The 22,534-nt window shown below is 53.9% G+C and carries 18 protein-coding genes; 10 read left to right on the top strand and 8 right to left on the bottom strand.

The genetic code is table 11. The features are described 5' to 3' along the window. Positions 1-36: 36 nt before the first annotated feature. The 5 genes from GHO32_RS18980 (at position 37) to GHO32_RS18960 (ending at position 5,813) form a co-directional block, all read left to right on the top strand. Positions 37-2,031, top strand: coding sequence for a nucleoside-diphosphate sugar epimerase/dehydratase (locus GHO32_RS18980; RefSeq protein ID WP_153335985.1), 1,995 nt, complete (start codon positions 37-39; stop codon positions 2,029-2,031). A gap of 293 nt (positions 2,032-2,324) precedes the next feature. Then, positions 2,325-2,687: a GtrA family protein gene (locus GHO32_RS18975; RefSeq protein ID WP_323368793.1), complete on the top strand. Its 363-nt coding sequence runs from the start codon at positions 2,325-2,327 to the stop codon at positions 2,685-2,687. Next, complete coding sequence (locus GHO32_RS18970; RefSeq protein WP_153335984.1) at positions 2,687-3,607, top strand: glycosyltransferase family 2 protein; 921 nt, start codon at positions 2,687-2,689, stop codon at positions 3,605-3,607. The genes GHO32_RS18975 and GHO32_RS18970 overlap by 1 nt, the downstream gene beginning before the upstream one ends. Next, positions 3,604-5,046 (top strand): glucosyltransferase domain-containing protein, encoded by a 1,443-nt coding sequence (locus GHO32_RS18965; protein WP_153335983.1) that lies wholly within the window; start codon positions 3,604-3,606, stop codon positions 5,044-5,046. The genes GHO32_RS18970 and GHO32_RS18965 overlap by 4 nt, the downstream gene beginning before the upstream one ends. A gap of 437 nt (positions 5,047-5,483) precedes the next feature. Next, the gene (locus GHO32_RS18960; RefSeq protein WP_153335982.1) at positions 5,484-5,813 is read left to right on the top strand and encodes a helix-hairpin-helix domain-containing protein; all 330 of its coding nucleotides are present in this window, start codon (positions 5,484-5,486) and stop codon (positions 5,811-5,813) included. A gap of 60 nt (positions 5,814-5,873) precedes the next feature. Here GHO32_RS18960 and GHO32_RS18955 read toward each other — a convergent pair whose 3' ends face one another. Together GHO32_RS18955 and GHO32_RS18950 are read right to left on the bottom strand one after the other, a co-directional pair. Next, a complete protein-coding gene (locus GHO32_RS18955; protein WP_123750553.1) occupies positions 5,874-6,431 on the bottom strand; it encodes a TetR/AcrR family transcriptional regulator in 558 nt (185 codons plus the stop codon). Between the two features lie 134 nt (positions 6,432-6,565). Continuing rightward, complete coding sequence (locus GHO32_RS18950; protein ID WP_082148642.1) at positions 6,566-6,733, bottom strand: DUF2897 family protein; 168 nt, start codon at positions 6,731-6,733, stop codon at positions 6,566-6,568. Positions 6,734-6,964: 231 nt separating this feature from the next. Between GHO32_RS18950 and pyrF the strand changes: the two genes are divergently transcribed. Next, positions 6,965-7,663, top strand: coding sequence for an orotidine-5'-phosphate decarboxylase (gene pyrF / locus GHO32_RS18945; protein WP_162208464.1), 699 nt, complete (start codon positions 6,965-6,967; stop codon positions 7,661-7,663). 44 nt (positions 7,664-7,707) lie between these two features. Here the strand turns inward: pyrF and GHO32_RS18940 are convergent, their stop codons facing one another. Then, positions 7,708-8,712 (bottom strand): NADP-dependent oxidoreductase, encoded by a 1,005-nt coding sequence (locus GHO32_RS18940; protein ID WP_123750452.1) that lies wholly within the window; start codon positions 8,710-8,712, stop codon positions 7,708-7,710. A 192-nt stretch (positions 8,713-8,904) separates the two neighbouring features. On the opposite strand from GHO32_RS18940, the gene GHO32_RS18935 reads away from it, so the two are divergent. Continuing rightward, positions 8,905-9,666, top strand: a complete 762-nt coding sequence (locus GHO32_RS18935) for an SDR family oxidoreductase (RefSeq protein ID WP_123750453.1) — start codon at positions 8,905-8,907, stop codon at positions 9,664-9,666. 65 nt (positions 9,667-9,731) lie between these two features. On the opposite strand, the gene GHO32_RS18930 is transcribed toward GHO32_RS18935, so the two are convergent. Then, complete coding sequence (locus GHO32_RS18930; protein ID WP_048368489.1) at positions 9,732-10,922, bottom strand: benzoate/H(+) symporter BenE family transporter; 1,191 nt, start codon at positions 10,920-10,922, stop codon at positions 9,732-9,734. A gap of 258 nt (positions 10,923-11,180) precedes the next feature. Between GHO32_RS18930 and GHO32_RS18925 the strand changes: the two genes are divergently transcribed. Beyond that, positions 11,181-11,933 (top strand): GntR family transcriptional regulator, encoded by a 753-nt coding sequence (locus tag GHO32_RS18925; protein ID WP_153335981.1) that lies wholly within the window; start codon positions 11,181-11,183, stop codon positions 11,931-11,933. Between the two features lie 119 nt (positions 11,934-12,052). On the opposite strand, the gene guaD is transcribed toward GHO32_RS18925, so the two are convergent. The 4 genes from guaD to xdhA are packed head-to-tail and all read right to left on the bottom strand — an operon-like array spanning position 12,053 to position 18,128. Then, entirely contained in the window at positions 12,053-13,351 is a 1,299-nt protein-coding gene (guaD, locus tag GHO32_RS18920) for a guanine deaminase (RefSeq protein ID WP_153335980.1), read from the bottom strand. Positions 13,352-13,359: 8 nt separating this feature from the next. Next, positions 13,360-14,217: a xanthine dehydrogenase accessory protein XdhC gene (gene xdhC / locus GHO32_RS18915; protein WP_153335979.1), complete on the bottom strand. Its 858-nt coding sequence runs from the start codon at positions 14,215-14,217 to the stop codon at positions 13,360-13,362. After that, positions 14,210-16,681, bottom strand: coding sequence for a xanthine dehydrogenase molybdopterin binding subunit (gene xdhB / locus GHO32_RS18910; protein ID WP_256670962.1), 2,472 nt, complete (start codon positions 16,679-16,681; stop codon positions 14,210-14,212). The genes xdhC and xdhB overlap by 8 nt, the downstream gene beginning before the upstream one ends. Continuing rightward, the gene (gene xdhA, locus GHO32_RS18905; protein ID WP_371924463.1) at positions 16,674-18,128 is read right to left on the bottom strand and encodes a xanthine dehydrogenase small subunit; all 1,455 of its coding nucleotides are present in this window, start codon (positions 18,126-18,128) and stop codon (positions 16,674-16,676) included. Before xdhA ends, xdhB begins: the two co-directional genes overlap by 8 nt. A gap of 223 nt (positions 18,129-18,351) precedes the next feature. On the opposite strand from xdhA, the gene GHO32_RS18900 reads away from it, so the two are divergent. Together GHO32_RS18900 and smc are read left to right on the top strand one after the other, a co-directional pair. Beyond that, complete coding sequence (locus tag GHO32_RS18900; RefSeq protein ID WP_048368483.1) at positions 18,352-19,011, top strand: GntR family transcriptional regulator; 660 nt, start codon at positions 18,352-18,354, stop codon at positions 19,009-19,011. A gap of 2 nt (positions 19,012-19,013) precedes the next feature. Further along, a complete protein-coding gene (gene smc / locus GHO32_RS18895; RefSeq protein WP_371924464.1) occupies positions 19,014-22,502 on the top strand; it encodes a chromosome segregation protein SMC in 3,489 nt (1,162 codons plus the stop codon). Positions 22,503-22,534 lie beyond the last annotated feature (32 nt).

Below are 22,534 nucleotides of genomic sequence, written 5' to 3'. Positions count from 1 at the left end.
ATGCGATGCGATGTTAAATTAGAGGCCGACGACACCATGGATATAATTCGATCATATTTACTCAATATGTCTCGACGGCAAAAGCGGGCGATTCAAGTAATCACTGACACTGCGCTCGTTTGGCTTGCCTTATGGTTGGCTTTCGTCGTCCGGTTGGGCATCGACGATATGATCAACCCGGTCACTGCCCATGTCTGGTTATTTGTTGCAGCACCTTTGGTAGCCATTCCTCTGTTCATCCGTTTTGGCATGTACCGAGCAGTTATGCGCTATTTCGGCAATGATGCTCTTATCGCGATCATCAAAGCGGTTAGCTTGTCTGCCCTGATTCTAGCGGTAGTGGTGTACTGGTACAGCAACCACGATAACGTTGTGCCACGTTCGATCATTTTCAACTATTGGTGGTTGAGTTTGATCATGCTTGGCGGACTACGCCTGGCTATGCGCCAATACTTTTTGGGGGATTGGTTCGCCGCCGCTCAACACGTTCCTTTTACCAGTCGTGATGATGGATTGCCGCGGGTTGCTATTTATGGTGCCGGTGCTGCGGGTAACCAATTGGTTGCCGCATTGCGGATGGGCCGGCTTATGCGCCCTGTGGCTTTCATCGATGACGACGACAGTATTGCGGATCGAATCATTTCCGGGCTGCAGGTTTTCAAATCCGAAAATATCCAGAAGATGATCGATCGAACCGGGGCTCAAGAACTGCTTTTGGCTATCCCTTCATCCTCGCGTGCACGCAGGCGTGAAATATTGGGTTTGCTGGAAGGTTTTCCGCTGCACGTGCGCAGCGTGCCTGGGTTTATGGACTTGGCAAGCGGCAGGGTTAAGGTTGACGACATCCAGGAAGTGGATATTGCTGATTTGCTAGGCCGTGATGCAGTTCCAGCACAAGCTGAATTGTTGGAGCACTGCATTCAAGGTAAATGCGTTTTGGTCACCGGAGCAGGCGGCTCCATCGGGTCTGAACTGTGCCGACAAATTCTTAGCCTCAAGCCCACCACACTGTTGTTGTTCGAGCATGGGGAGTTTAATCTTTACAGCATTCTTGGCGAGTTGGAACAGAGGGTCAAATGTGAGTCGCTGATGGTGCGTGTATTGCCAATTTTGGGCTCTGTTCGCAACCCGCAAAAACTGCTGGATGTCATGAAGACTTGGCATGTTGACACTGTTTATCATGCTGCAGCCTATAAACATGTGCCGATGGTTGAGCACAATGTGGCCGAAGGTGTACAGAACAATGTCATGGGTACGCTCTATACCGCCCAGGCAGCATTGCAATCAGGTGTTGCCAACTTTGTTTTAATCTCGACTGACAAGGCGGTGCGCCCAACCAATGTCATGGGTAGCACCAAGCGCCTGGCAGAAATGACTCTGCAAGCGCTGAGTCAGGAAATAGCCCCCGCCTTATTTGGTGATTCGGCCAAAGTGTCACGCGTGAACAAAACCCGATTCACCATGGTGCGTTTTGGCAATGTGCTGGGTTCATCGGGTTCAGTGATTCCTTTGTTTCATAAACAGATCAAGGCCGGTGGGCCATTGACCGTCACTCATCCCAAAATTACTCGTTATTTCATGACAATCCCTGAGGCTGCGCAACTGGTCATTCAGGCCGGATCAATGGGGCAGGGGGGGGATGTTTTTGTCCTCGACATGGGGGAACCGGTACGCATTGTTGAACTGGCTGAAAAAATGATTCACCTTTCAGGTCTGAGTGTGCGTTCAGAAAAGAACGTACATGGCGATATTACAATCGAGTTCAGTGGCCTGCGACCTGGTGAAAAGCTTTATGAAGAGCTGCTTATTGGTGACAACGTTGCGGCTACACAGCACCCAATGATTATGCGTGCAAACGAAGATATGTTGAGCTGGGACGAACTGAAAGACCGATTGACACAATTGATGGATGCGGTTCGCCAAGATGACTATGTGTTAGTCAGGCAGATATTAAGCAATACCGTCAGTGGTTATTCGCCTGAGGGTGATATTGTTGACTGGGTTCATCAGCAGCGACGCTTTGAGTTGTAACATGCCATATTATTCATAGGGTTTAAGAATCAGGTATTTCAGAGAGCTGAACATTGGATTTTTAGCGCTAAGCCAGTCATTGACTGGCTTTTTATCATGAATCGTTCGTATGAATTTAAACGTTAATGCCTGTGAGAATAAACAAGTGTGTTTAGTTTTAAGCCGTGATGGGGGGTAAAAAATATCTTGGTGGTGAGTTATTGAGTAACTTTTCGGTGGGTATTATACACAGCTGCCTGTTGTGTTAGATTGCAAGTCCAATTTTTTTATAAAAAGCTTGAGGGGTATTAAAAGTGAGCAAGCTTTTTTTAAAATATTTGTCTGTGGGTGTAGTCAATACTATGCTGCACTGGGTTGTATTTGCATGGCTGGTTTATAAGGAAGACTGCAGTCAAGCTACGTCAAATCTATATGCTTTCTGTATTGCTGTTACATTTTCTTTTTTTGCTAATTCGTATGTAACGTTCCAGAAAAAGCCTACGACAGTCAGGTACATTGCGTTTGTTGCTTTTATGGGGGCATTAAGCTACGTATCTGGTTTTTTTGCCGATCAAATAAACTTGCCGCCAATTTTAACGCTGGTAACATTTTCTGCCATCAGCTTGATTGTGGGCTTCTTTTACTCAAAATTAATTGTTTTTAAAGATATTAAATAATGAAAATATCATTGGTTGTGCCTGTTTTTAATGAAGAAGATGCAATACCTATCTTCTATAAAGCTGTTCGTGAAAACAAAGAAATGAGCGAGTATGAAGTAGAAATTGTTTTCATAAATGACGGTAGTCACGATACAACAGAATTGATTATTAATGAATTTGCGGCTATAGATAGTTTAGTGATGGCGCTAAGCTTTACCCGAAATTTCGGTAAAGAGCCAGCGCTATTTGCGGGTATAGAGTATGCGACTGGAGATGCCGTAATTCCAATTGATGTAGATCTGCAAGATCCCATTGAAGTAATTCCGAAGCTTATTAGGAAATGGCAGTTAGGGGCTGATGTAGTGTTAGCCAAGCGTACTGATCGCTCTAAAGAAAACTGGTTGAAAAGAAAAACAGCCGAGTGGTTTTATAGGTTTCATAATAAAATCAGTACGCCAAGAATCGAAGAAAATGTAGGTGATTTTCGACTGATGTCAAGAGAGGCAGTCGAAAATGTTAAGCTGCTGCCTGAGCGTAATCTATTTATGAAAGGTATATTGTCATGGGCAAGCGGAAATATTGAACTGGTTGAATACACAAGAGCAGAGAGGTCTGCAGGTGATTCAAAGTTTAATGGCTGGAAATTATGGAATCTGGCGATAGAAGGAATAACCAGCTTTTCATCTCTCCCTCTAAGAGTCTGGACATATTTAGGGTTGTTCGTGGCTACCTGTTCATTTTTGTATGGGAGTTTCATGGTAGTTGATAAAGTTATCTGGGGTAATGATGTGCCTGGTTATCCATCACTACTCGTCTCCATTCTTTTTCTTGGTGGTATTCAACTGATAGGTATTGGTGTACTGGGTGAATACATCGGGCGCATATACACAGAAGTAAAACAACGACCGCGGTATATCCTCAAAAGGCACGGAAAATGATTTACAGCAAAAAATGTTTTATTTCATGCCTGGTGATATTGGGGGTGGCCTTAATCCCCATTATTAGTTCTAATGTTTACTATATGGATGACTTGTATAGGGTTGTCCTAGGTATTAAAGGGTGGTCGGGGGATGCAAGACCATTCGCAGAGATTTTTTATAATGTATTAACTCTGCAAAGCGATATTATGCCTGATTTATTTCCGGCACCTTTAATATTGGCAGTGGTTTTTTTGTGCTTTGTTTTTTCTATGTTGTCTGAGAGATTTTCTAACGGTAGAGATATTCTTTTCGCCTTTTGTATATGTCCCTTAATCCTAAATCCTCTGTTTAGTTCGAATTTGCATTTCAAATACGATTCGCCTTTTATGGTGCTTTCTGTTGCGTTTGCCTTGCTGCCGTTTTGTTTTGCATTCAAAAGAACAGTTTTGTACGTTCTGGTTACTGCCGCATTTGTGACGCTGACATTGTCTACTTATCAAGTTTCAGTGAATATTTTTGCTGTTCTGACAGTCGTCGAATTCTTATATGTCGCGACAAAAGGGGATTTTAGAGCCGCCGTGTTAAGACTGATTAACAGAGGTGTCGGTTTTATTGTCGGATATCTTGTTTATTCTAAAATCATAATCCCCCTAACACCGGTCAATAAATATTTTCTGGAATATAGCTCTGCTGTAGGTTTGAATAAATCAGGTGTTTTGAAAGTATTGGATAATTTTACATCTTCATTTTCGATATTTTCTAACAGTCAAAGCATGGGGTTTGAGATTTTCGTTTTCTGTATAGTCGCTGCTTATGTTTTGGCAATTTCCAATTTATTAATATCAAATCACAAATCTATAAGTCCAATTGCTTTGGCTTTGTCAAGCGTTTTGGCTTTCTTTATGTTTGTGTTGCTAATTCCCGGTGTCATGATTTTTAGCGAGCAACCACTATTCTTCGCTAGGGGGTATATCGGTTTTGGTGGATTTGTCTCGGCCATGCTTATACCTTTGTGCTGGGCTTCGGTTAGGGTGCTTCGATATATCCTAGTCATTCCTTATGTTTATATGGTTGGCTTTGTCTATGCTGCACATAACGCTTTTAAAATAGAAAATGACCATATTGAACAAACTGCTATGAACATTATTAGTGACATAAATAATAGCGGACACGATGATGTAAAATATATTCGGGTCGATGGTGAACTGAAAAATTCCCCAGGTACTGAAGTCATAGTGACTGCGTATCCTCTGGTAAAAACTATTTTGCCTAAAGCATTTTCGTATCAATATGACGGAGGTCTATACGTTATTAAAAGGCTTGGTCTGCCAGATGTGAAATATGCAACGGATGAAAATGCTGAGGCTATTTCTAATGGTTGTCTGCCTAAGTTAAAGAGACACTATTACGATATTTGCTTCGGGGCCGAAGATACGGCTTATGTGAAATTTAAATAATGCGGGATGGTTCATCACCCTGGTCTGTCGATTTTTTATGTCTGCAGGGTGCCGACTAGCAGGCGCTCTCTTGAGTGCCTCCGTCGCTTTGATGTAAATCATAGCCTGTTACCTCGGCTTACATTGTAGGAAAGGAACCTTGTAAATGCGTGAATAGTAACGTGTACGCATTTATTTGTCAGAAGTTGTAACTCTTGGAGGGTCATGATTCGCTTGTTTAGCCCCTTTGAGCGGACAGGTTTTTTTCTATAAATATATTCAAGGCGTAGGACTTTTTATCCTGTTTATCAGCAAACTAAATATTAAATTTCTGCGCTGTTGATTTCGAGTACACACCCTGCAACTGACACATTTTTGACACCCTTCAACCATCGCCTAAGTTTGGAGTACAGCTCAGGAAAGCTGTTTCCACTTAACGATGTATTGGAGTGTCACTTATGCGTATTGCCTTGCTCTCTTCGATGTTTTTGGCTTTGATAGTTGGTATTTCCAACGTGGCTCATGCTGCTCCTGTGGCAGAAGCGGGTGCACCGGTCGTGGCTGCGACGGCTTCACCTGATGTGCAAGTGATGACAATCAACCTCAATACGGCAGATGAGGCGACACTTCAGCGCGAACTGTCCGGTGTTGGTGCCGCCAAGGCTAAAGCAATCGTTGCTTACCGTGAGGCAAATGGGGCTTTTGCTTCGGCCGATGAGTTGCTGGAAGTCAAAGGCATAGGCAAAGCCATTTTTGACAAGAACCGGGATCGGGTTGCCGTTAACTAAGTAAAGCGTGGGAATGCAAAAGGCCAGTCAGTGACTGGCCTTTTTTGTTTGCAGCCGCTTTTACTCGACTGATTGCTTCAGTGTTTTACGTGTTACATCCAGAATTTTTTCTCTTAACGCGTCACTCTCAACGCTTCGGGCAAGCACCAATGCGCCCACCAAGCTGGCGAATATCATGATGCTCTGGTCTTCAGCCTCAGTGCCCGGCAGAGTGCTTTCGATTTGTTTGAGCCTTGCGTTGATAACACTGTCGGTCGTCGGGCTTGCGTGGCCTTGCTGTGCCATTTCTGCAGACATGGTTGGCAATGGGCAGCCTTCATGAGGCGAGGTCACGTGCCATTGCGAGAGGTATGTATCAATAAACGCATGCAGTGGCTGCGGCTGACTGAATATGTCGGCACACAGGCCATCGACTTCGCATGCTGCCTGTTGCAGGGCTTTTTCAACCAGTTCGTTTTTTGAGGCGAAGTGAGCGTAAAAGCCACCGTGGGTCAGGCCCAAGGATTTCATCAGGGGCTGCAGGCCGGTTGCTCCAATCCCGTCACGTCGAAACAGGCCAGCTGCTTCTTTGATAATGCGCTGATGCGTCAGGGCTTTGTGATCGGGTGAGTAACGCATGGCTGCTGCCTCTTTGTGCAATGACGCATCATAGCCCTGAGTTTCGAGACATTGCACAGACACTTCATGCATTTGTGTATAGGTTTTTGTCCTCAGGGCTCATTCTTGAACGAGCGCTGAGGACTGCCCACGTTTTAGCGGTCCTTTGATTCTTTCGCGTCCATTTCGGCATTGCGTTCAGCAACGCGTTTGCGCTGCTCATCGGTCAGCTCCACTTTGTCGGCGGTGTCGCGCAGGGTCATCAGGCCGCCAACTATAGCGCCGATGACTACGATGAGTATTATCCAACCATACCAGGGCATTGTGTTCTCCTTGAAGGGCACGTAGCTGAGCAAATAATTTGCGAAGCGTAGTGCTGTCTATCCCGTTAAGTGTGTGAGTTATCAGTGATTTCATTGTAGGCCGGTTATTTTTTCGTGCGCGTGTGATCACCTCAAGATGATTAAAGTTATGAAAATACGATCATCGGGTGCCGGTAGGCGGCGGCTTCCGCTACAATGCGCGCCGATTTCGACCAGCCTGAGAACCCGCTAATGTCCGACTGCCAGACTCCTATCATCGTCGCCCTGGATTACCCTACGCGTGACGCCGCACTGAAATTGGCTGATCAGTTGGACCCGAAACTGTGCCGCGTAAAAGTGGGCAAAGAGTTGTTCACCAGTTGCGCTGCTGAGATTGTGGGTACGTTGCGTGACAAAGGCTTTGAGGTCTTCCTGGACCTAAAATTCCATGACATCCCCAACACCACCGCGATGGCCGTAAAGGCTGCTGCCGAGATGGGCGTATGGATGGTTAACGTTCACTGTTCGGGCGGCTTGCGCATGATGGCCGCCTGCCGTGAAGAGCTGGACAAGCGTACCGGCCCGCAGCCGTTGTTGATCGGTGTCACGGTATTGACCAGCATGGAGCGTGAAGACCTCGCCGCCATCGGCCTGGACATCGAGCCACAAGAGCAAGTGCTGCGTTTGGCTGCTTTGGCACAGAAGGCCGGGATGGATGGGCTGGTGTGCTCGGCTCTGGAAGCGCAAGCGCTGAAGGCCGCACATCCGTCGCTGCAATTGGTAACGCCGGGGATTCGCCCTGCTGGCAGTGCTCAGGATGATCAGCGTCGCATTTTGACTCCGCGTCAGGCGTTGGATGCGGGTTCTGATTACCTGGTTATTGGTCGCCCGATCAGCCAAGCGGCTGATCCGGCCAAAGCATTGGCTGCCGTTGTTGCCGAAATAGCTTAAGCGCGAGTGAAGTCGCCGCAGCCTGGGCTGCGGCGACCTATGTTTTAAACCTTCAGTACCAACTTGCCGAAGTTTTCTCCGCTGAACAGCTTGAGCAGGGTTTCGGGGAAAGTCTCCAGCCCTTCAACAATGTCTTCCTTGCTTTTAAGTTGGCCTTTGGCCAGCCAAGCAGCCATTTCTTGTGCGGCCGCTGCGTAACGGTCTGCATAGTCCATCACTACAAACCCTTCCATACGCGCACGATTGACGAGCAGTGACAGATAGTTCGCTGGCCCTTTGACAGCTTCCTTGTTGTTGTACTGACTGATCGCGCCGCAGATGACTACGCGAGCCTTGAAACGCAAGCGACTGAGCACAGCATCCAGAATATCGCCGCCCACGTTGTCGAAATATACGTCGACCCCTTTAGGGCATTCACGTTTCAGGCCCGCGAGAACGTCTTCGTTCTTGTAGTCAATCACGCCGTCAAAGCCCAGCTCATTAATCAGGTAGGCGCATTTGTCTTTCCCGCCTGCTATACCGACCACATGACAGCCCTTGAGCTTGGCGATTTGCCCGGCAATGCTGCCGACGGCGCCCGCAGCGCCAGAAATCACCACGGTGTCTCCGGCTTTAGGTGCTCCCACGTCGAGCAACGCGAAGTAGGCGGTCATGCCGGTCATGCCCAGCGCTGACAAGTACACCGGCAAAGGCACCAGTTTGGGATCAACTTTGTAGAAACCGCGGGGTTCCCCAACAAAGTAGTCCTGTACGCCCAGCGCGCCGTTAACGTAATCACCGACGCTAAAGTCGGGATGATTCGAGGCAACGACTTTGCCGACGCCCAGAGCGCGCATCACGTCGCCGAGAGCCACCGGGGGAATGTAGGACTTGCCTTCATTCATCCAGCCGCGCATTGCGGGGTCGAGGGACAGGTATTCATTTTTAACCACGACTTGCCCGTCGCCGGGCTCAGCCACAGGCACCTGTTGATAGGTGAAAATGTCGCGGGTTACTGCGCCGACGGGGCGTTTGGCGAGAAGGAATTGGCGGTTAGTCTCGGCGGTCATCGTAGGCACTCATCATTAAGGAAAAGGAGGTTGATAGACGTTCTGGGCCGTGTCGGCAAGCGAACATGATCTTACGAATGCTTTTTCATCAATTGGGATGATGTTGGTAGGCGGACTTATATCACTTCGATAAATAAGTTGTTTGGGTGTGCCTACACTGAAAACAGATTTTCCCCTTTGAGGATAAGAATAATGAGCATGACGTTTTCCGGGCGAGTGGCTGTGGTGACCGGGGCCGGTGCCGGTATCGGGCGGGCCACGGCACTGGCCTTTGCGGCCGAGGGCTTGAAGGTCGTTGTGGCCGATCTGCATGCCGCGAGCGGGGAGGGCACTGTCGAGCTGATCAAGGCCGCCGGTGGCAGCGCAGCATTTGTACGTTGCAATGTCGCCCTCGAGGCGGACGTCAGACATTTGATGGAGCAGATCCTCAGCACTTATGGCCGTCTGGATTACGCCTTCAACAATGCTGGCATCGAAATCGAGCACGGCCGCTTGGCGGACGGCACCGAGGATGAATTCGACGCAATCATGGGCGTGAACGTCAAAGGTGTGTGGTTGTGCATGAAATATCAGTTGCCTCTGATGCTCAGCCAGGGCGGTGGAGCGATCGTCAATACTGCGTCCGTGGCTGGCCTTGGCGCCGCGCCGAAGATGAGTATCTACTCGGCGTCAAAGCACGCAGTGATTGGTCTGACAAAGTCGGCAGCCATTGAATACGCAAAGAAAAAGATCCGCGTGAATGCGGTGTGCCCGGGCGTGATTGACACCGACATGTTCCGCCGCGCGTACGAGGCAGATCCGAGAAAGGCGGAGTTCGCTGCGGCGATGCACCCGGTCGGGCGAGTGGGCACGGTAGAGGAGGTAGCGAGTGCTGTGCTGTACCTGTGTTCGGACGGTGCAGCATTTACCACGGGTCATGCCTTGGCAATTGATGGCGGGGCTTTAGCGATTTAATGAAACCGTTGAAGGCTGCGATCTTTGGATGTTGAAAAAGATCGCAGCCCACGTTGAGCCATGACTCAGCGGGTTTTCCAGTTCAAAATCATCAGCGTCAACACGCCTGCTACGATGCCCCAGAACGCAGAGCCGACCGAGAACAGGCTCATGCCTGATGCGGTGACCATAAACGTCACCAGCGCAGCTTCTCGCTCTTTGGACTCCGTCATGGCAATAGTCAGGCCGTTGATGATCGAACCAAACAGTGCCAAGGCCGCAATCGACAGCACCAGTTCTTTAGGGAAGGCGGCAAACAAGGCGGCTAATGTGGCGCCAAATATGCCTGCAATGCCATAGAAAATCCCGCACCACATGGCCGCGGTGTAACGCTTTTTGGGGTCTTCATGGGCATGTGGCCCGGTGCAGATGGCCGCGCTGATGGCCGCCAGGTTGATCCCGTGTGAACCAAAAGGGGCGAGCAGCAGCGAGGCTACCCCCGTGGTGGTAATCAGCGGCGAAGCGGGCACGGTATAACCGTCGGCGCGTAACACGGCGATGCCCGGCATGTTCTGCGAGGTCATGGCGACCACAAACAGCGGGATGCCGATGCTGATGGTGGCTGCCAGCGAAAAGGAAGGCGTGGTCCACACCGGCACGGCCACTTCCAGGGCGAAACCATTGAAATCCAGCAGCCCGAGCAACCCCGAAATCACGATGCCAATCACCAGCGCGGCCAATACCGCGTAGCGCGGCGACAGGCGTTTGACGATCAGGTAGGTAAAAAACATGCCGATCACCAGGCCGGTCTGATGCTGCGCAGCGACAAATATCTCGCTACCGATCTTGAACAAGATACCGGCCAGCAATGCCGCAGCCAGGGACGCCGGAATGCGTTTGACCAGGCGCTCAAAACTCCCGGTTACCCCACAGATAATCACCAGCACGGCACATGTGATGTACGCACCGATGGCCTCGTGGTAACTGACGCCACCTAAACTTGTGATCAGCAAGGCCGCGCCGGGCGTTGACCAGGCGATGGTAATGGGGGTGCGATAACGCAGGGATAAGCCTATGCTGCAAATGGCCATACCAATGGACAGCGCCCAAATCCATGAAGAGATTTGTCCGCTGGTCAAACCTGCTGCCTGGCCTGCTTGAAACATCAGCACCAATGAGCTGGTATAGCCGGTCATCATTGCAATGAAACCCGCGACCACCGCAGAAGGTGAGGTGTCGGCCAACGGGTGCAAGCGTGGCTGAGTGGCGTCGGTCATAAAACGCAATTCCTTGTACTGGGCAGAGTGCTCTGCAAAAGCTGTTCTTGATAAGACAGTGAACAGTGCGCAAGCCTAAACGCAAAAGTAACATTTCATTGCAATACAGCCGGGATATCAAACGGCCATACAGTCGTGCATACACTCGGGCTTGTGTACAATGCGGCCAGTTTTCTTGCATTAATTCATTGTCAGCGAGGCCCGTTTACGTATAAACGTAACGCTCAATTTGCCGCCGCTTTTCCCATTCGAGTGCCCATGAACGAACAGTTGCAGCCTCTCAAGAAACCCGCCCGCGCCGGCAAGGCCGGTCGCAGCGGAACCCAGGACGATATTGTCTACGCGCATATCTTCGAGGCCATTCTCGAACAGCGTCTGGCGCCGGGCACAAAGTTGAGCGAAGAGGCGCTGGGCGAAATCTTTGGCGTAAGTCGGACCATTATCCGCCGCGCACTCTCGCGTCTGGCCCATGAAGGGGTTGTATTGCTGCGCCCCAATCGTGGCGCAGTGGTAGCTAGCCCGAGTGTTGAAGAAGCGCGCCAAGTCTTTCTTGCTCGCCGTCTGGTGGAAAAAGCCATTACGGAATTGGCCGTGGTTCATGCTACGGCGGATGATCTGGCTGAGTTGCGCAAAATGGTCCAGGACGAGCGCGACAGTTTCTCGCGGGGCGATCGTGGTGCAGGCATTCGGTTGTCGGGCGAGTTTCACTTGAAGCTGGCTGAAGCCGCCAAGAACGCGCCGCTGATTAGCTTTCAGCGCAGCCTGGTGTCGCAAACGTCGTTGATTATTGCCCAGTACGAAAGCGGCAACCGCTCACACTGCTCCTACGACGAGCACATGCAACTGATCGATGCCATCGAAGCCCGTGACGGTGCACTGGCAGTGGACCTGATGATGCATCACATGGACCACATCGACAGCAAGCTCAACCTCGACGAAGAAGGCGCCTCGGACGATTTGCATGCGGTGTTCTCGCACCTGCTGCAAACCAAAGGCAAAAGCCATCGTTAACCTGTAGTCGCTGACGAGGCACGAGGCTGCGATGGGTTGCGAAGCGGCCCCATAAGGCCCTGCGGCCCGCATCGCAGCCTCGTCCCTCGTCAGCGACTACAAGTGTCTTTGCCAGTACTTTAACGCTGATGCACCAGGTTCCCTGCTGCGTAAGTCTGCTCAACCGTGCGGTCGTCACCCAAAGTCATCAACACAAACAACGTATCGGCGATGTCTTTGGATTGTTGCAGGCGATAGCTCATCAGCGGCGTAGCGTTGTAGTCCAGTACCACAAAGTCTGCGTCGGTACCCGGTTTCAGGGTGCCGATCTTGTCTTCCAGGCGCAGTGCCCGTGCGCCCCCCAAGGTGGCCAAATACAGCGACTTGAACGGGTTGAGGCGTGCGCCTTGCAGTTGCATCACCTTGTAGGCTTCGTTCAAGGTGTTGAGCAGCGAGAAGCTTGTCCCGGCGCCTACGTCGGTACCCAGGCCAACATTGAGCTTGTGCTTTTCGGCCATCGGCAAGTTGAACAGGCCGCTGCCCAAAAACAGATTGGACGTCGGGCAGAAGGCCACGGCGGAGCCAGTTTCAGCCAGGCGCGCGCATTCTTCATCGCACAGGTGCACGCCGTGAGCAAAGACCGAGCGTTCGCCCAAGAGTTGGTAATGGTCGTACACGTCCAGATAGCCTTTGCGCTCCGGGAACAGCGATTTGACCCACTCGATTTCCTGAAGGTTCTCGCTGATGTGGGTGTGCAAATACACGTCCGGGTATTCGCTCAACAACTTGCCCGCCAGGGTTAATTGTTCTGGTGTGCTGGTCGGCGCGAAACGCGGGGTCACGGCGTAGTGCAAGCGGCCTTGACCATGCCAGCGTTCGATCAGCGCCTTGCTGTCGTTGTAGCCTGATTCGGCAGTGTCTGTCAGGTAGTCCGGTGCATTGCGGTCCATCATGACTTTGCCTGCGATCAGGCGCAGGTCCAGACGTTGTGCGGCTTCGAACAGGGCATCTACCGATTGCGGGTGCACACTGCCGAAGACCAGGGCCGTGGTTGTGCCGTTGCGTAGTAGCTCTTTCAGGAAAATATCCGCGACTTTCTCGGCATGTGCCTTGTCGGCGAACTGGTTTTCGCACGGGAACGTGTAGGTGTTCAGCCAGTCGAGCAGCTGCTCGCCGTAGGCGCCAATCATTCCGGTCTGTGGGAAATGGATATGGGTGTCGATAAAGCCCGGGGTGATCAGCGCATCGCTGTAGAAGGTAATGTCAGTGTCGGCAGGTAACGTCTCGAGCAGGTCCAGGGCATTGCCCAGCGCGGTGATTTTGCCGTCCTCGACCACCAGCAGGCCATCTTCAAAATACGCGTAGGAGGCCTCTATCCCGACTTCGGCAGGGTCGGCGATGCTGTGCAGAATGGCGGCGCGGTAGGCTTTACAGGTCATAACAACTCTCAGTGCGTGGCATGGCTGCGTCGCGAAGACGCCACCAATTGTGTAAGGGGTTCAGCGCTAATCGGTTCGGCGCAGGCAGTGTGCTGGCCGAAGTGGGCGTTATAAGTGGCGATAATTTCGCCGGCGATGGAGATCGCGATTTCAATCGGTAACTTGCCCTTCACTTCATTTAAGCCCATCGGGCAGCGCATACGCTGCAGAGGGTCGGCGCTGATGCCGCGCTCACGCAGGCGATGTTCAAACTTCATGCGCTTGGTTTTTGAGCCAATCAAGCCGAAGTAGGCAAAGTCGTTGCGTTTAAGCAGGGCGGTGCTGAGTTCCAGGTCCAGGGCGTGATTATGCGTCATGACGATGCAGTAGCAACCCGCTGGCAGCGTATTGATTTCATCGACCGGGTCTTCGCAGACAATTTTGCGTACTCCGGCCGGTATGAATGCCGGGAATTCTTGCTCCCGTGAATCAATCCAGCGCACGCGGCAGGGCAGGCTGGCCAGCAGGGGCACGAGCGCGCGGGCGACATGCCCGGCGCCGAACACGGCTATGTGCGCTTGCACCTGGCCCATGGGTTCAAACAGCAGCACGGCCACGCCGCCACAGCATTGGCCAAGACTGGCGCCTAGGCTGAAGCGCTGCACATGCGGCCCCTGTGAGTGGCTAGCGAGCATCTCGCGGGCGATGTGCATGGCTTTGAATTCCAGATGGCCACCACCGATGGTGTCGTAGACCTGGCTGGCGCAGATCAACATCTTTGCCCCCGCATTTCGGGGCGTTGAGCCTTGTTCTTCGATAAGCGTGACCAGTACGCTCGGTTCGCCCTGTTGCTGCAAATCGGCCAGTGCGCGGATCCACTCATTCATGGTTTGGCCCTCGCTCATTTTTAGTCGCTGCCGCAGGCTGCGATAAGGGCCGCAGGACCATCGGTTTTTCAGGGCTGCTACGCAACCCATCGCAGCCTTCGGCAGCGACTACAGCCTTACGCATCTGCTCACAGCCCCACAACACCCGTTCCGGCGTGGCAGGCGTATCAATAGCCGGTTGCACGCGATAATCGGCGAGGCTAGCGACCGCGTCTTTTATCGCGCACCACGCGGCAATACCGAGCATAAAGGGCGGCTCGCCCACGGCTTTGGAATGGAACACCGTGTCTTCCGGGTTTTTGCGGTTTTCGACCAATTTCACCCGCAGATCCAATGGCATGTCGGCCACCGCCGGGATCTTGTAGCTGGCCGGGCCGCTGGTCAGCAGCTTGCCCTTGGCGTTCCATACCAGTTCTTCGCTGGTCAGCCAGCCCACGCCCTGCACATAGCCGCCTTCAACCTGGCCCATATCAATGGCCGGGTTCAGCGAAGCGCCCACGTCATGCAGGATGTCGGTACGCAACATTTTGTATTCCCCGGTCAGGGTGTCGACGATCACCTCTGCGCAGGCAACCCCAAAAGCGTAGTAGTAAAACGGCCGGCCACGGGCCTGGCTGCGGTCGTAAAAAATCTTCGGGGTTTTGTAATAGCCGGTACTGGAGAGCGAGACTTGGCCGAAGTAGGCCTGCTGGATCAGTGCTGCAAAACTCAGAATCTGTTCACCGATGCGTACCAATCCGTTATGGAACACCACGTCCTGGGCGCTGACCTGGTACTTTTCTGCGGCAAACTCAATCAATCGCTGCTTGATGGTTTGAGCCGCATTTTGCGCTGCCTTGCCATTCAGGTCTGCCCCGCTGGAGGCCGCCGTGGGTGAGGTGTTGGGCACTTTCTCGGTATGAGTGGCGGTGATGTGCACGCGGTCGACTTCCACCTGAAACACCTCGGCCACCACTTGTGCGACCTTGATATTCAGGCCCTGGCCCATTTCTGTGCCGCCGTGGTTCAAGTGAATGCTGCCATCGGTGTAAATGTGTATCAGCGCTCCGGCCTGGTTGAGAAAGCTGGCAGTGAACGAAATGCCGAATTTGACCGGGGTGAGGGCCAGGCCTTTTTTCAGGATCGGGCTGCTGACATTGAAGGCCTTGATCGCTGCACGGCGCTGCGCGTATTGGCTGCTGGCTTCGAGATCGGCGGTCATTTCATGGAGCAAGTTGTGCTCCACGGGTTGGTAATAGTGAGTCACGTTGCGCTCGGTTTTGCCGTAGTAATTGACCTTGCGCACCGCCAGCGGGTCCAGGTGCAAATGCCGGGCAATCCGGTCCATGACCTCCTCAATGGCGACCATGCCTTGCGGGCCGCCGAAGCCGCGATACGCCGTATTGGAGGCCGTGTTGGTTTTGCAGCGGTGCCCATGGATTGTGGCATCGCCCAAGTAATACGCGTTGTCGGCGTGAAACATGGCGCGGTCAACAATGGACCCTGACAAGTCGGGCGAGTAGCCGCAGTTGGCCGCCAGGTCCAGTTGGATACCTTGCAGCCGCCCGTTGTCATCGAAGCCGACGTCGTACTCGATATAAAAAGGGTGACGCTTGCCGGTCATCTGCATGTCTTCGCTGCGTGGCAGGCGCATCTTGGTTGGTTGCCCGGTTAGGTGCGCAACCACCGCACACAAGCACGCGGGGCTGGCCGCCTGGGTCTCTTTGCCACCAAATCCGCCGCCCATGCGGCGCATGTCTACCGCGACTTTATTCATCGGTACGCCCAGCACTTCGGACACCAGCTTCTGGATCTCGGTCGGGTGCTGGGTTGAGCAATACACGATCATGCCGCCGTCTTCAGTGGGCATGACTGAAGAGATCTGTGTTTCAAGGTAAAAATGCTCTTGCCCACCGATGTGCAGTTGACCTTGCAGCCGATGGGTGGCCTGTCTCAGCGCGGTGCTGGCGTCGCCACGTTGGTGAGTATGGCTGTCGAGCACAAAGTGTTTTTTGCGCAGTGCTTCTACGACATCAAGTACTGGCTCAAGGTCTTCGTACTCGATCACGGCCGCCATTGCTGCCTTGCGGGCGGTGTCTAGGTCGCTGGCGGCCACCGCTAGTACCGGCTGCCCGAAAAACTCCACGGTATCGATGGCCAATAACGGATCGCCCGGCAACAGCGGGCCGATGTCTTTGAGGCCGGGGATGTCCTCGTGGGTGATCACCCGTCGCACACCGGCAAAGGCATAGCAGGGCGCGGTATCGATGCGGATGATGCGTGCGTGGGCTCGGTCAGACAAACGCGCGTACACGTGCAACTGGTTGGGGAATTCCAGCCGGTCATCGATGTACTGTGCCTCGCCCGACACATGTTTATCTGCGCTGTCATGTTTGACGCTGCGGCCCACACCGGTTTTCAAATCCTGGGCAAACAGGGCGCTCAGTTCAGCCTGGGACATTTCGATCGCGTGAGAGTTAGACATAAGCCGTTACCCGCGTTTGAAGGTCCGGGGTTTGCTGTTCGATAAAGTATTTGCGCAACAGGTTTTGCGCGCACAGCAAGCGGTATTCCTTGCTGGCGCGAAAGTCCGAGAGCGGGCTGAAATCCTGCGACAAGGCGTTGCAGGCTCGCTCCACCGTTGCGTTGTTCCAGGGCGCGTTGTGCAAGACCGCCTCGCAGGCGCTGGCGCGTTTGGGCGTGCCTGCCATGCCGCCGAAGGCTATGCGGGCGTCGATCACCACGCCGTTTTCGATGTGCAGATTGAACGCAGCGCACACGGCGCTGATGTCGTCATCAAGACGCTTGGAGATTTTATAGGCGCGAAAAAAATGGCTGGCCTTGGCGCGCGGGATGACGATTTTCTCGATGAATTCGCCTTCAGCTTGGGCGGTCACCCGGTAGTCCAGAAAGTAATCTTCCAGCGCCAGCGTGCGACGTGTAGCCCCTTTGCGTAAAACCAGTTGTGAGCCGAGGGCAATCAGCAGAGGTGGCGAATCACCAATGGGCGAAGCGTTGCCGATGTTGCCGCCCAAGGTGCCCTGGTTGCGAATTTGCAGCGAAGCAAAACGCTGTAACAGCTCACCGAAGTCCGGGTATTCGGCGTTGAGCGTGTGGTAAACATCCGCGAGCGTCACTGCAGCGCCGATTTCGAGGCGATCGGCAAAGCGTTCGATGCGCTTTAGCTCGGCAATCTGCCCGAGAGCAATCATCACCGGCAGGCTGCGGTGAAGTTGCGTGACCTCCAGCGCCAGGTCGGTCCCGCCCGCCAGCAGGCGCGCCTGGGGATGCGCTGCATAGGCACGGGCCAGCTCGTCAAGCGTAAGCGGCAGCAGGCAACGGTTGTCGCCGTTATTCAGTTCGCTGGCGCCGACGGGGCGGATGGCCTTGAGCTTGGCCAGGGTCGCGCCGTGTTGTGCATCAAATTGGTCCGCAGGCGCTGAGCAGCAGGCTTGCACGGCGGCGGCCATGATCGGTCTATAGCCGGTACAGCGACAGAGGTTGCCGGCCAGTGCTTCGTGGGCCTGATGGTGGTTGGCGTCAGGGCTGTTTTTTTGCAGGGCAAACAGCGACATGACAAAGCCGGGTGTGCAAAAGCCGCATTGCGAGCCGTGGCAGTCGACCAGCGCCTGCTGCACGCTGTGGAGCTGGCCCTGGTGCTTGAGGTCTTCGACGCTGATTAACTGCTTGCCATGCAAGGCCGAAACGAAGGTCAGGCAGGCATTCAGGCTGCGATAGCGCAGGCCTTCAGTGCCTTGCTCGTCAGTATGCAACTCACCAACAACCACCGTGCAGGCGCCGCAATCGCCGCTGGCACAGCCTTCCTTGGTGCCGGCTTTGTGCAGGTGCTGACGCAGGTAATTGAGTACCGTGAGGTTGGGGTCCAGTGCATGTTCAGTGCGCAGCGTCTGATTAATTAAAAACTGGATCACGGGCGGCCTCGCACTGCACTATTTTTATCGGGCGGGATGAATTGAATCTAGTCATTGCTGACTTCAGGGTCAAGAAATGCCAGTGAGTCATCCCGGTGACTGATCACAACACGATTTATTTGCTTATTTCGTGCCACATTCGGCGCCCGAGACACTCTGCTTGCACCGCGCAAGTGCGTTACACTCCGCCGCCTGCACTGATCGAAGATTTTGAAGGTACAACATGACGTTCAAGGCGCCGGATAGCCTCGCCGAGCAAATAGCTCACCACCTCGCTGAGCGGATTATTCGTGGCGAGCTCAAGCCTGGAGAACGCATTCAAGAACAGAAGGTAACGCTGGCGCTCAATGTCAGCCGCGGCTCTGTGCGCGAAGCGTTGTTGATCCTGGAGCGTCGACACTTGATCGCGATCCTTCCACGGCGTGGCGCGCATGTCACCGAGCTCACTGCGCACAAGGTGCAGAGCCTGTGCACGTTGATGAGCGAGATGTACATCCTGCTCGGCAATGCCGTTGCGCAGCGCTGGACAGCGCCGTCTGACCTGGGGCCTTTCCTGCAAATCCAGCAGCGTCTGGTCGACAGCTACGAGCGCCAGGACATCAGCGCCTTTGTTGAAGACAGCTTCAACGTGATGCGCGCTGCCTACCCGTTTGCCGATAACCCGTATCTGCAAGAAACCGTCGAAAACCTGCACCCGGCCATGAGCCGTGCCTATTACCTGGCACTGGAACAACGCAAGGCCGAGATGAGCGAGTTTCTGGCGCTGTTCGCAGAGCTGCTTGAGGCGGTTCTGGCGCGTGATTTTTCGCAAATTCGTGTCGTACTGAGCCGATATGCTCAGCGCAGCTGTGACCTGGTGTTGTCCGCCTTGACGGTTGCCTAAGCGTGCGTCTCAAGTGCATCAAACTGGCGGGCTTCAAATCCTTCGTTGACCCGACCACGGTTAACTTTCCGAGCAATATGGCGGCCGTGGTTGGCCCCAACGGTTGCGGCAAGTCGAACATTATCGACGCCGTACGCTGGGTAATGGGCGAAAGCTCGGCCAAAAACCTGCGCGGCGAGTCGATGACCGACGTCATCTTCAACGGCTCCACCAGCCGTAAACCCGTGAGCCAGGCCAGCATTGAACTGGTGTTTGATAACTCCGACGGCACACTGCTGGGCGAATATGCGGCCTACGCCGAGATCTCCATCCGCCGTAAGGTGACCCGCGACAGCCAGACCACCTATTACCTCAACGGCACCAAGTGCCGTCGTCGTGACATCACCGATATTTTTCTCGGCACCGGCCTGGGGCCACGCAGCTACTCGATCATCGAGCAGGGCATGATCTCCAAGCTGATCGAGTCCAAGCCCGAAGACCTGCGCAACTTTATCGAAGAAGCGGCCGGCATCTCCAAGTACAAGGAGCGACGCCGCGAGACCGAAAACAGGATTCGTCGCACCCACGAGAACCTCGCGCGCCTGACCGACTTGCGTGAAGAGTTGGGTCGCCAGCTTGAGCGTCTGCACCGTCAGGCCCAGGCCGCCGAGAAGTACCAGGAATACAAAGCCGAAGAGCGTCAGCTCAAGGCGCAGTTGTCCGCGTTGCGTTGGCAAGCCCTGAACGAGCAAGTGGGGCAGCGCGAAACGATCATTGGCGATCAAGAAGTCAGCTTTGAGGCCTTGGTCGCTGAGCAGCGCAATGCCGATGCCAGCATCGAACGCCTGCGTGACGGGCATCACGACCTGTCAGAACGCTTTAATTTGGTGCAAGGGCGCTTCTATTCGGTGGGTGGCGACATCGCCCGCGTCGAACAAAGCATCCAGCACGGCCAGCAACGTTTGCGTCAGTTACAAGACGACTTGCGCGAAGCCGAGCGCTCGCGCCTTGAAACCGAGTCGCATTTGGGCCATGACCGTACGATGCTGGCAACGCTGGGTGAAGAGCTCGACATGTTGGTGCCCGAACAGGAACTGACCAGCGCCGCCGCTGAAGAGTCGGCGGCCGCGCTCGAAGAGTCCGAAGTCACCATGCATGCCTGGCAAGAGCAGTGGGATGCCTTCAACCTGCGCTCGGCTGAGCCGCAACGCCAATCCGAAGTCCTGCAAGCGCGTATTCAGCAACTGGAAACCAGCATGGAGCGCGTGGCTGAACGCCAGCGTCGTTTGGCCGAAGAGCGCGCCTTGCTCGCAGCAGACCCAGAAGATGCAGCGATTCTTGAACTGAGTGAGTTGCTGGCGACCAGCGAGCTGACCCAGGAAGAGCTGCAAGCCAGCGAAGAACAGGTGATCGAGCGCCTTGAGCAAGTGCGTCACGACTTGCAGCAAGCCACGCAAAATCAGCAGCAGGCCCAGGGCGAGTTGCAGCGGCTTAACGGTCGTCTGGCTTCCCTTGAAGCGTTGCAGCAAGCCGCGTTGGACCCTGGCGCCGGTGCAGGCGAATGGCTGCGTGAGCAGCAATTGGTTGAGCGTCCACGTCTGGCGGAAGGCCTGCGGGTTGAAGCCGGATGGGAGCTTGCGGTCGAAACGGTGCTGGGTGCCGACCTCCAGGCCGTGTTGGTGGATGATTTTTCCCAAGTGGATCTGGCGGGCTTTGCCCAAGGTGATTTACGCCTGTTCAGCGCCGACGCCACCGCGAGCCGCATCGCGGGCAGTTTGCTGGACAAAGTCGAAGCCGATTTTGACTTGGCGCCTTGGCTGGGGCAGGTCAAACCGGTCGAAACCCTTGAACAGGCACTGGCAGCGCGCGGGCAACTGGCCGACGGCCAAAGCCTCATCAGCCGTGACGGTTATTGGGTCGGGCGCAACTTTTTGCGTGTGCGCCGCGCCAGTGAAGCCGAAAGCGGCGTGCTGGCCCGCGGCCAGGAAATCCAGCGTCTGGGAATTGAGCGCGAAGAGCGTGAAGCCACCTTGGCGACCCTTGAAGATCAGTTGCAACGCTTGCGTGAGCAGCAAGTCGCCCAAGAAGACGCGCGTGAGCAGGTTCGTCGCCGCTTGCAGGACGAAGCCCGTCAACAAGGCGAGATAAAAGCCAAGCTGTCGGCCAGCAAAGCCAAAGTTGAACAGTTGACTTTGCGTCGTCGGCGGCTTGACGAAGAGCTGGCCGAGCTCAGCGAGCAGCGTGCGCTGGAGCATGAACACGTTGGTGAGGCGCGCCTGAACTTGCAGCAAGCGCTGGATGCGATGGCCACTGACACCGAGCAGCGCGAGCTGCTGCTGGCTCAGCGCGACAGCTTGCGCGAACGCCTTGACCGGGTGCGTCAAGAAGCCCGCCAGCACAAGGATCACGCCCACCAATTGGCGGTGCGCTTGGGCTCACTCAGGGCACAGCACGACTCGACCCGTCAGGCGCTGGAGCGGCTGGAGCTGCAATCTGAGCGGCTCGCTGAAAAGCGTGAGCAGCTCACCCTCAATCTGGAGGAGGGCGAAGCCCCTCTTGAAGAGCTGCGCCTTAAACTTGAAGAGTTGCTGGATAAACGCCTGAGCGTTGACGAGGAACTTAAAGTTGCGCAATTGGCTCTTGAAGATGCGGACCGTGAATTGCGCGACGCTGAAAAGCGCCGCAACCAGGCCGAGCAACAGTCTCAACTGATTCGTGGCCAGCTTGAGCAGCAGCGTATGGAATGGCAGGCGCTGACAGTTCGGCGCACGGCCTTGCAAGATCAGTTGCTGGCAGACGGTTATGACTTGCACGGGGTGCTGGCAACATTGAGTAACGAACTCAATGAGCAGCAGGCCGAAGAGGAACTTGAGCGGATTGCTGCGCGCATTCAGCGTTTGGGTGCGATTAACCTCGCGGCCATTGATGAATACCAGCAGCAGTCCGAGCGTAAGCGTTATCTGGATGCCCAGGATGCCGATCTGGTCGAAGCACTGGACACCCTGGAAAACGTTATTCGCAAGATTGATAAAGAAACCCGCAGTCGCTTCAAAGACACCTTTGATCAGATAAATGGTGGATTACAGGCACTTTTCCCAAAAGTTTTCGGTGGCGGCAGCGCTTATTTGGAACTGACGGGCGAAGATTTACTCGATACAGGGGTAACGATCATGGCGAGGCCGCCGGGCAAAAAGAACAGCACGATTCATTTGCTGTCCGGTGGTGAGAAGGCATTGACGGCTCTGGCATTGGTTTTTGCCATTTTTAAACTCAATCCGGCGCCGTTCTGCATGCTCGACGAAGTTGATGCACCGCTTGATGACGCGAACGTGGGGCGCTATGCGCGGTTGGTTAAAGAGATGTCCCAGACCGTGCAATTCATCTACATCACCCACAACAAAATCGCCATGGAAATGGCTGATCAGTTGATGGGGGTGACGATGCATGAGCCAGGTTGTTCACGTCTTGTTGCGGTTGATGTTGAGGAAGCAATGGCAATGGTCGATGCATGAGCTATAAGCAAGTAGGGGTAAAATTTTCTTCA

The sequence above is a fragment of the Pseudomonas sp. FSL R10-2189 genome, assembly GCF_009600325.1.
GTDB lineage: Bacteria > Pseudomonadota > Gammaproteobacteria > Pseudomonadales > Pseudomonadaceae > Aquipseudomonas > Aquipseudomonas helleri.
The sequence above is the reverse complement of the archived record's forward strand: the minus strand, read 5'-3'. Positions and strand labels throughout refer to the sequence as shown.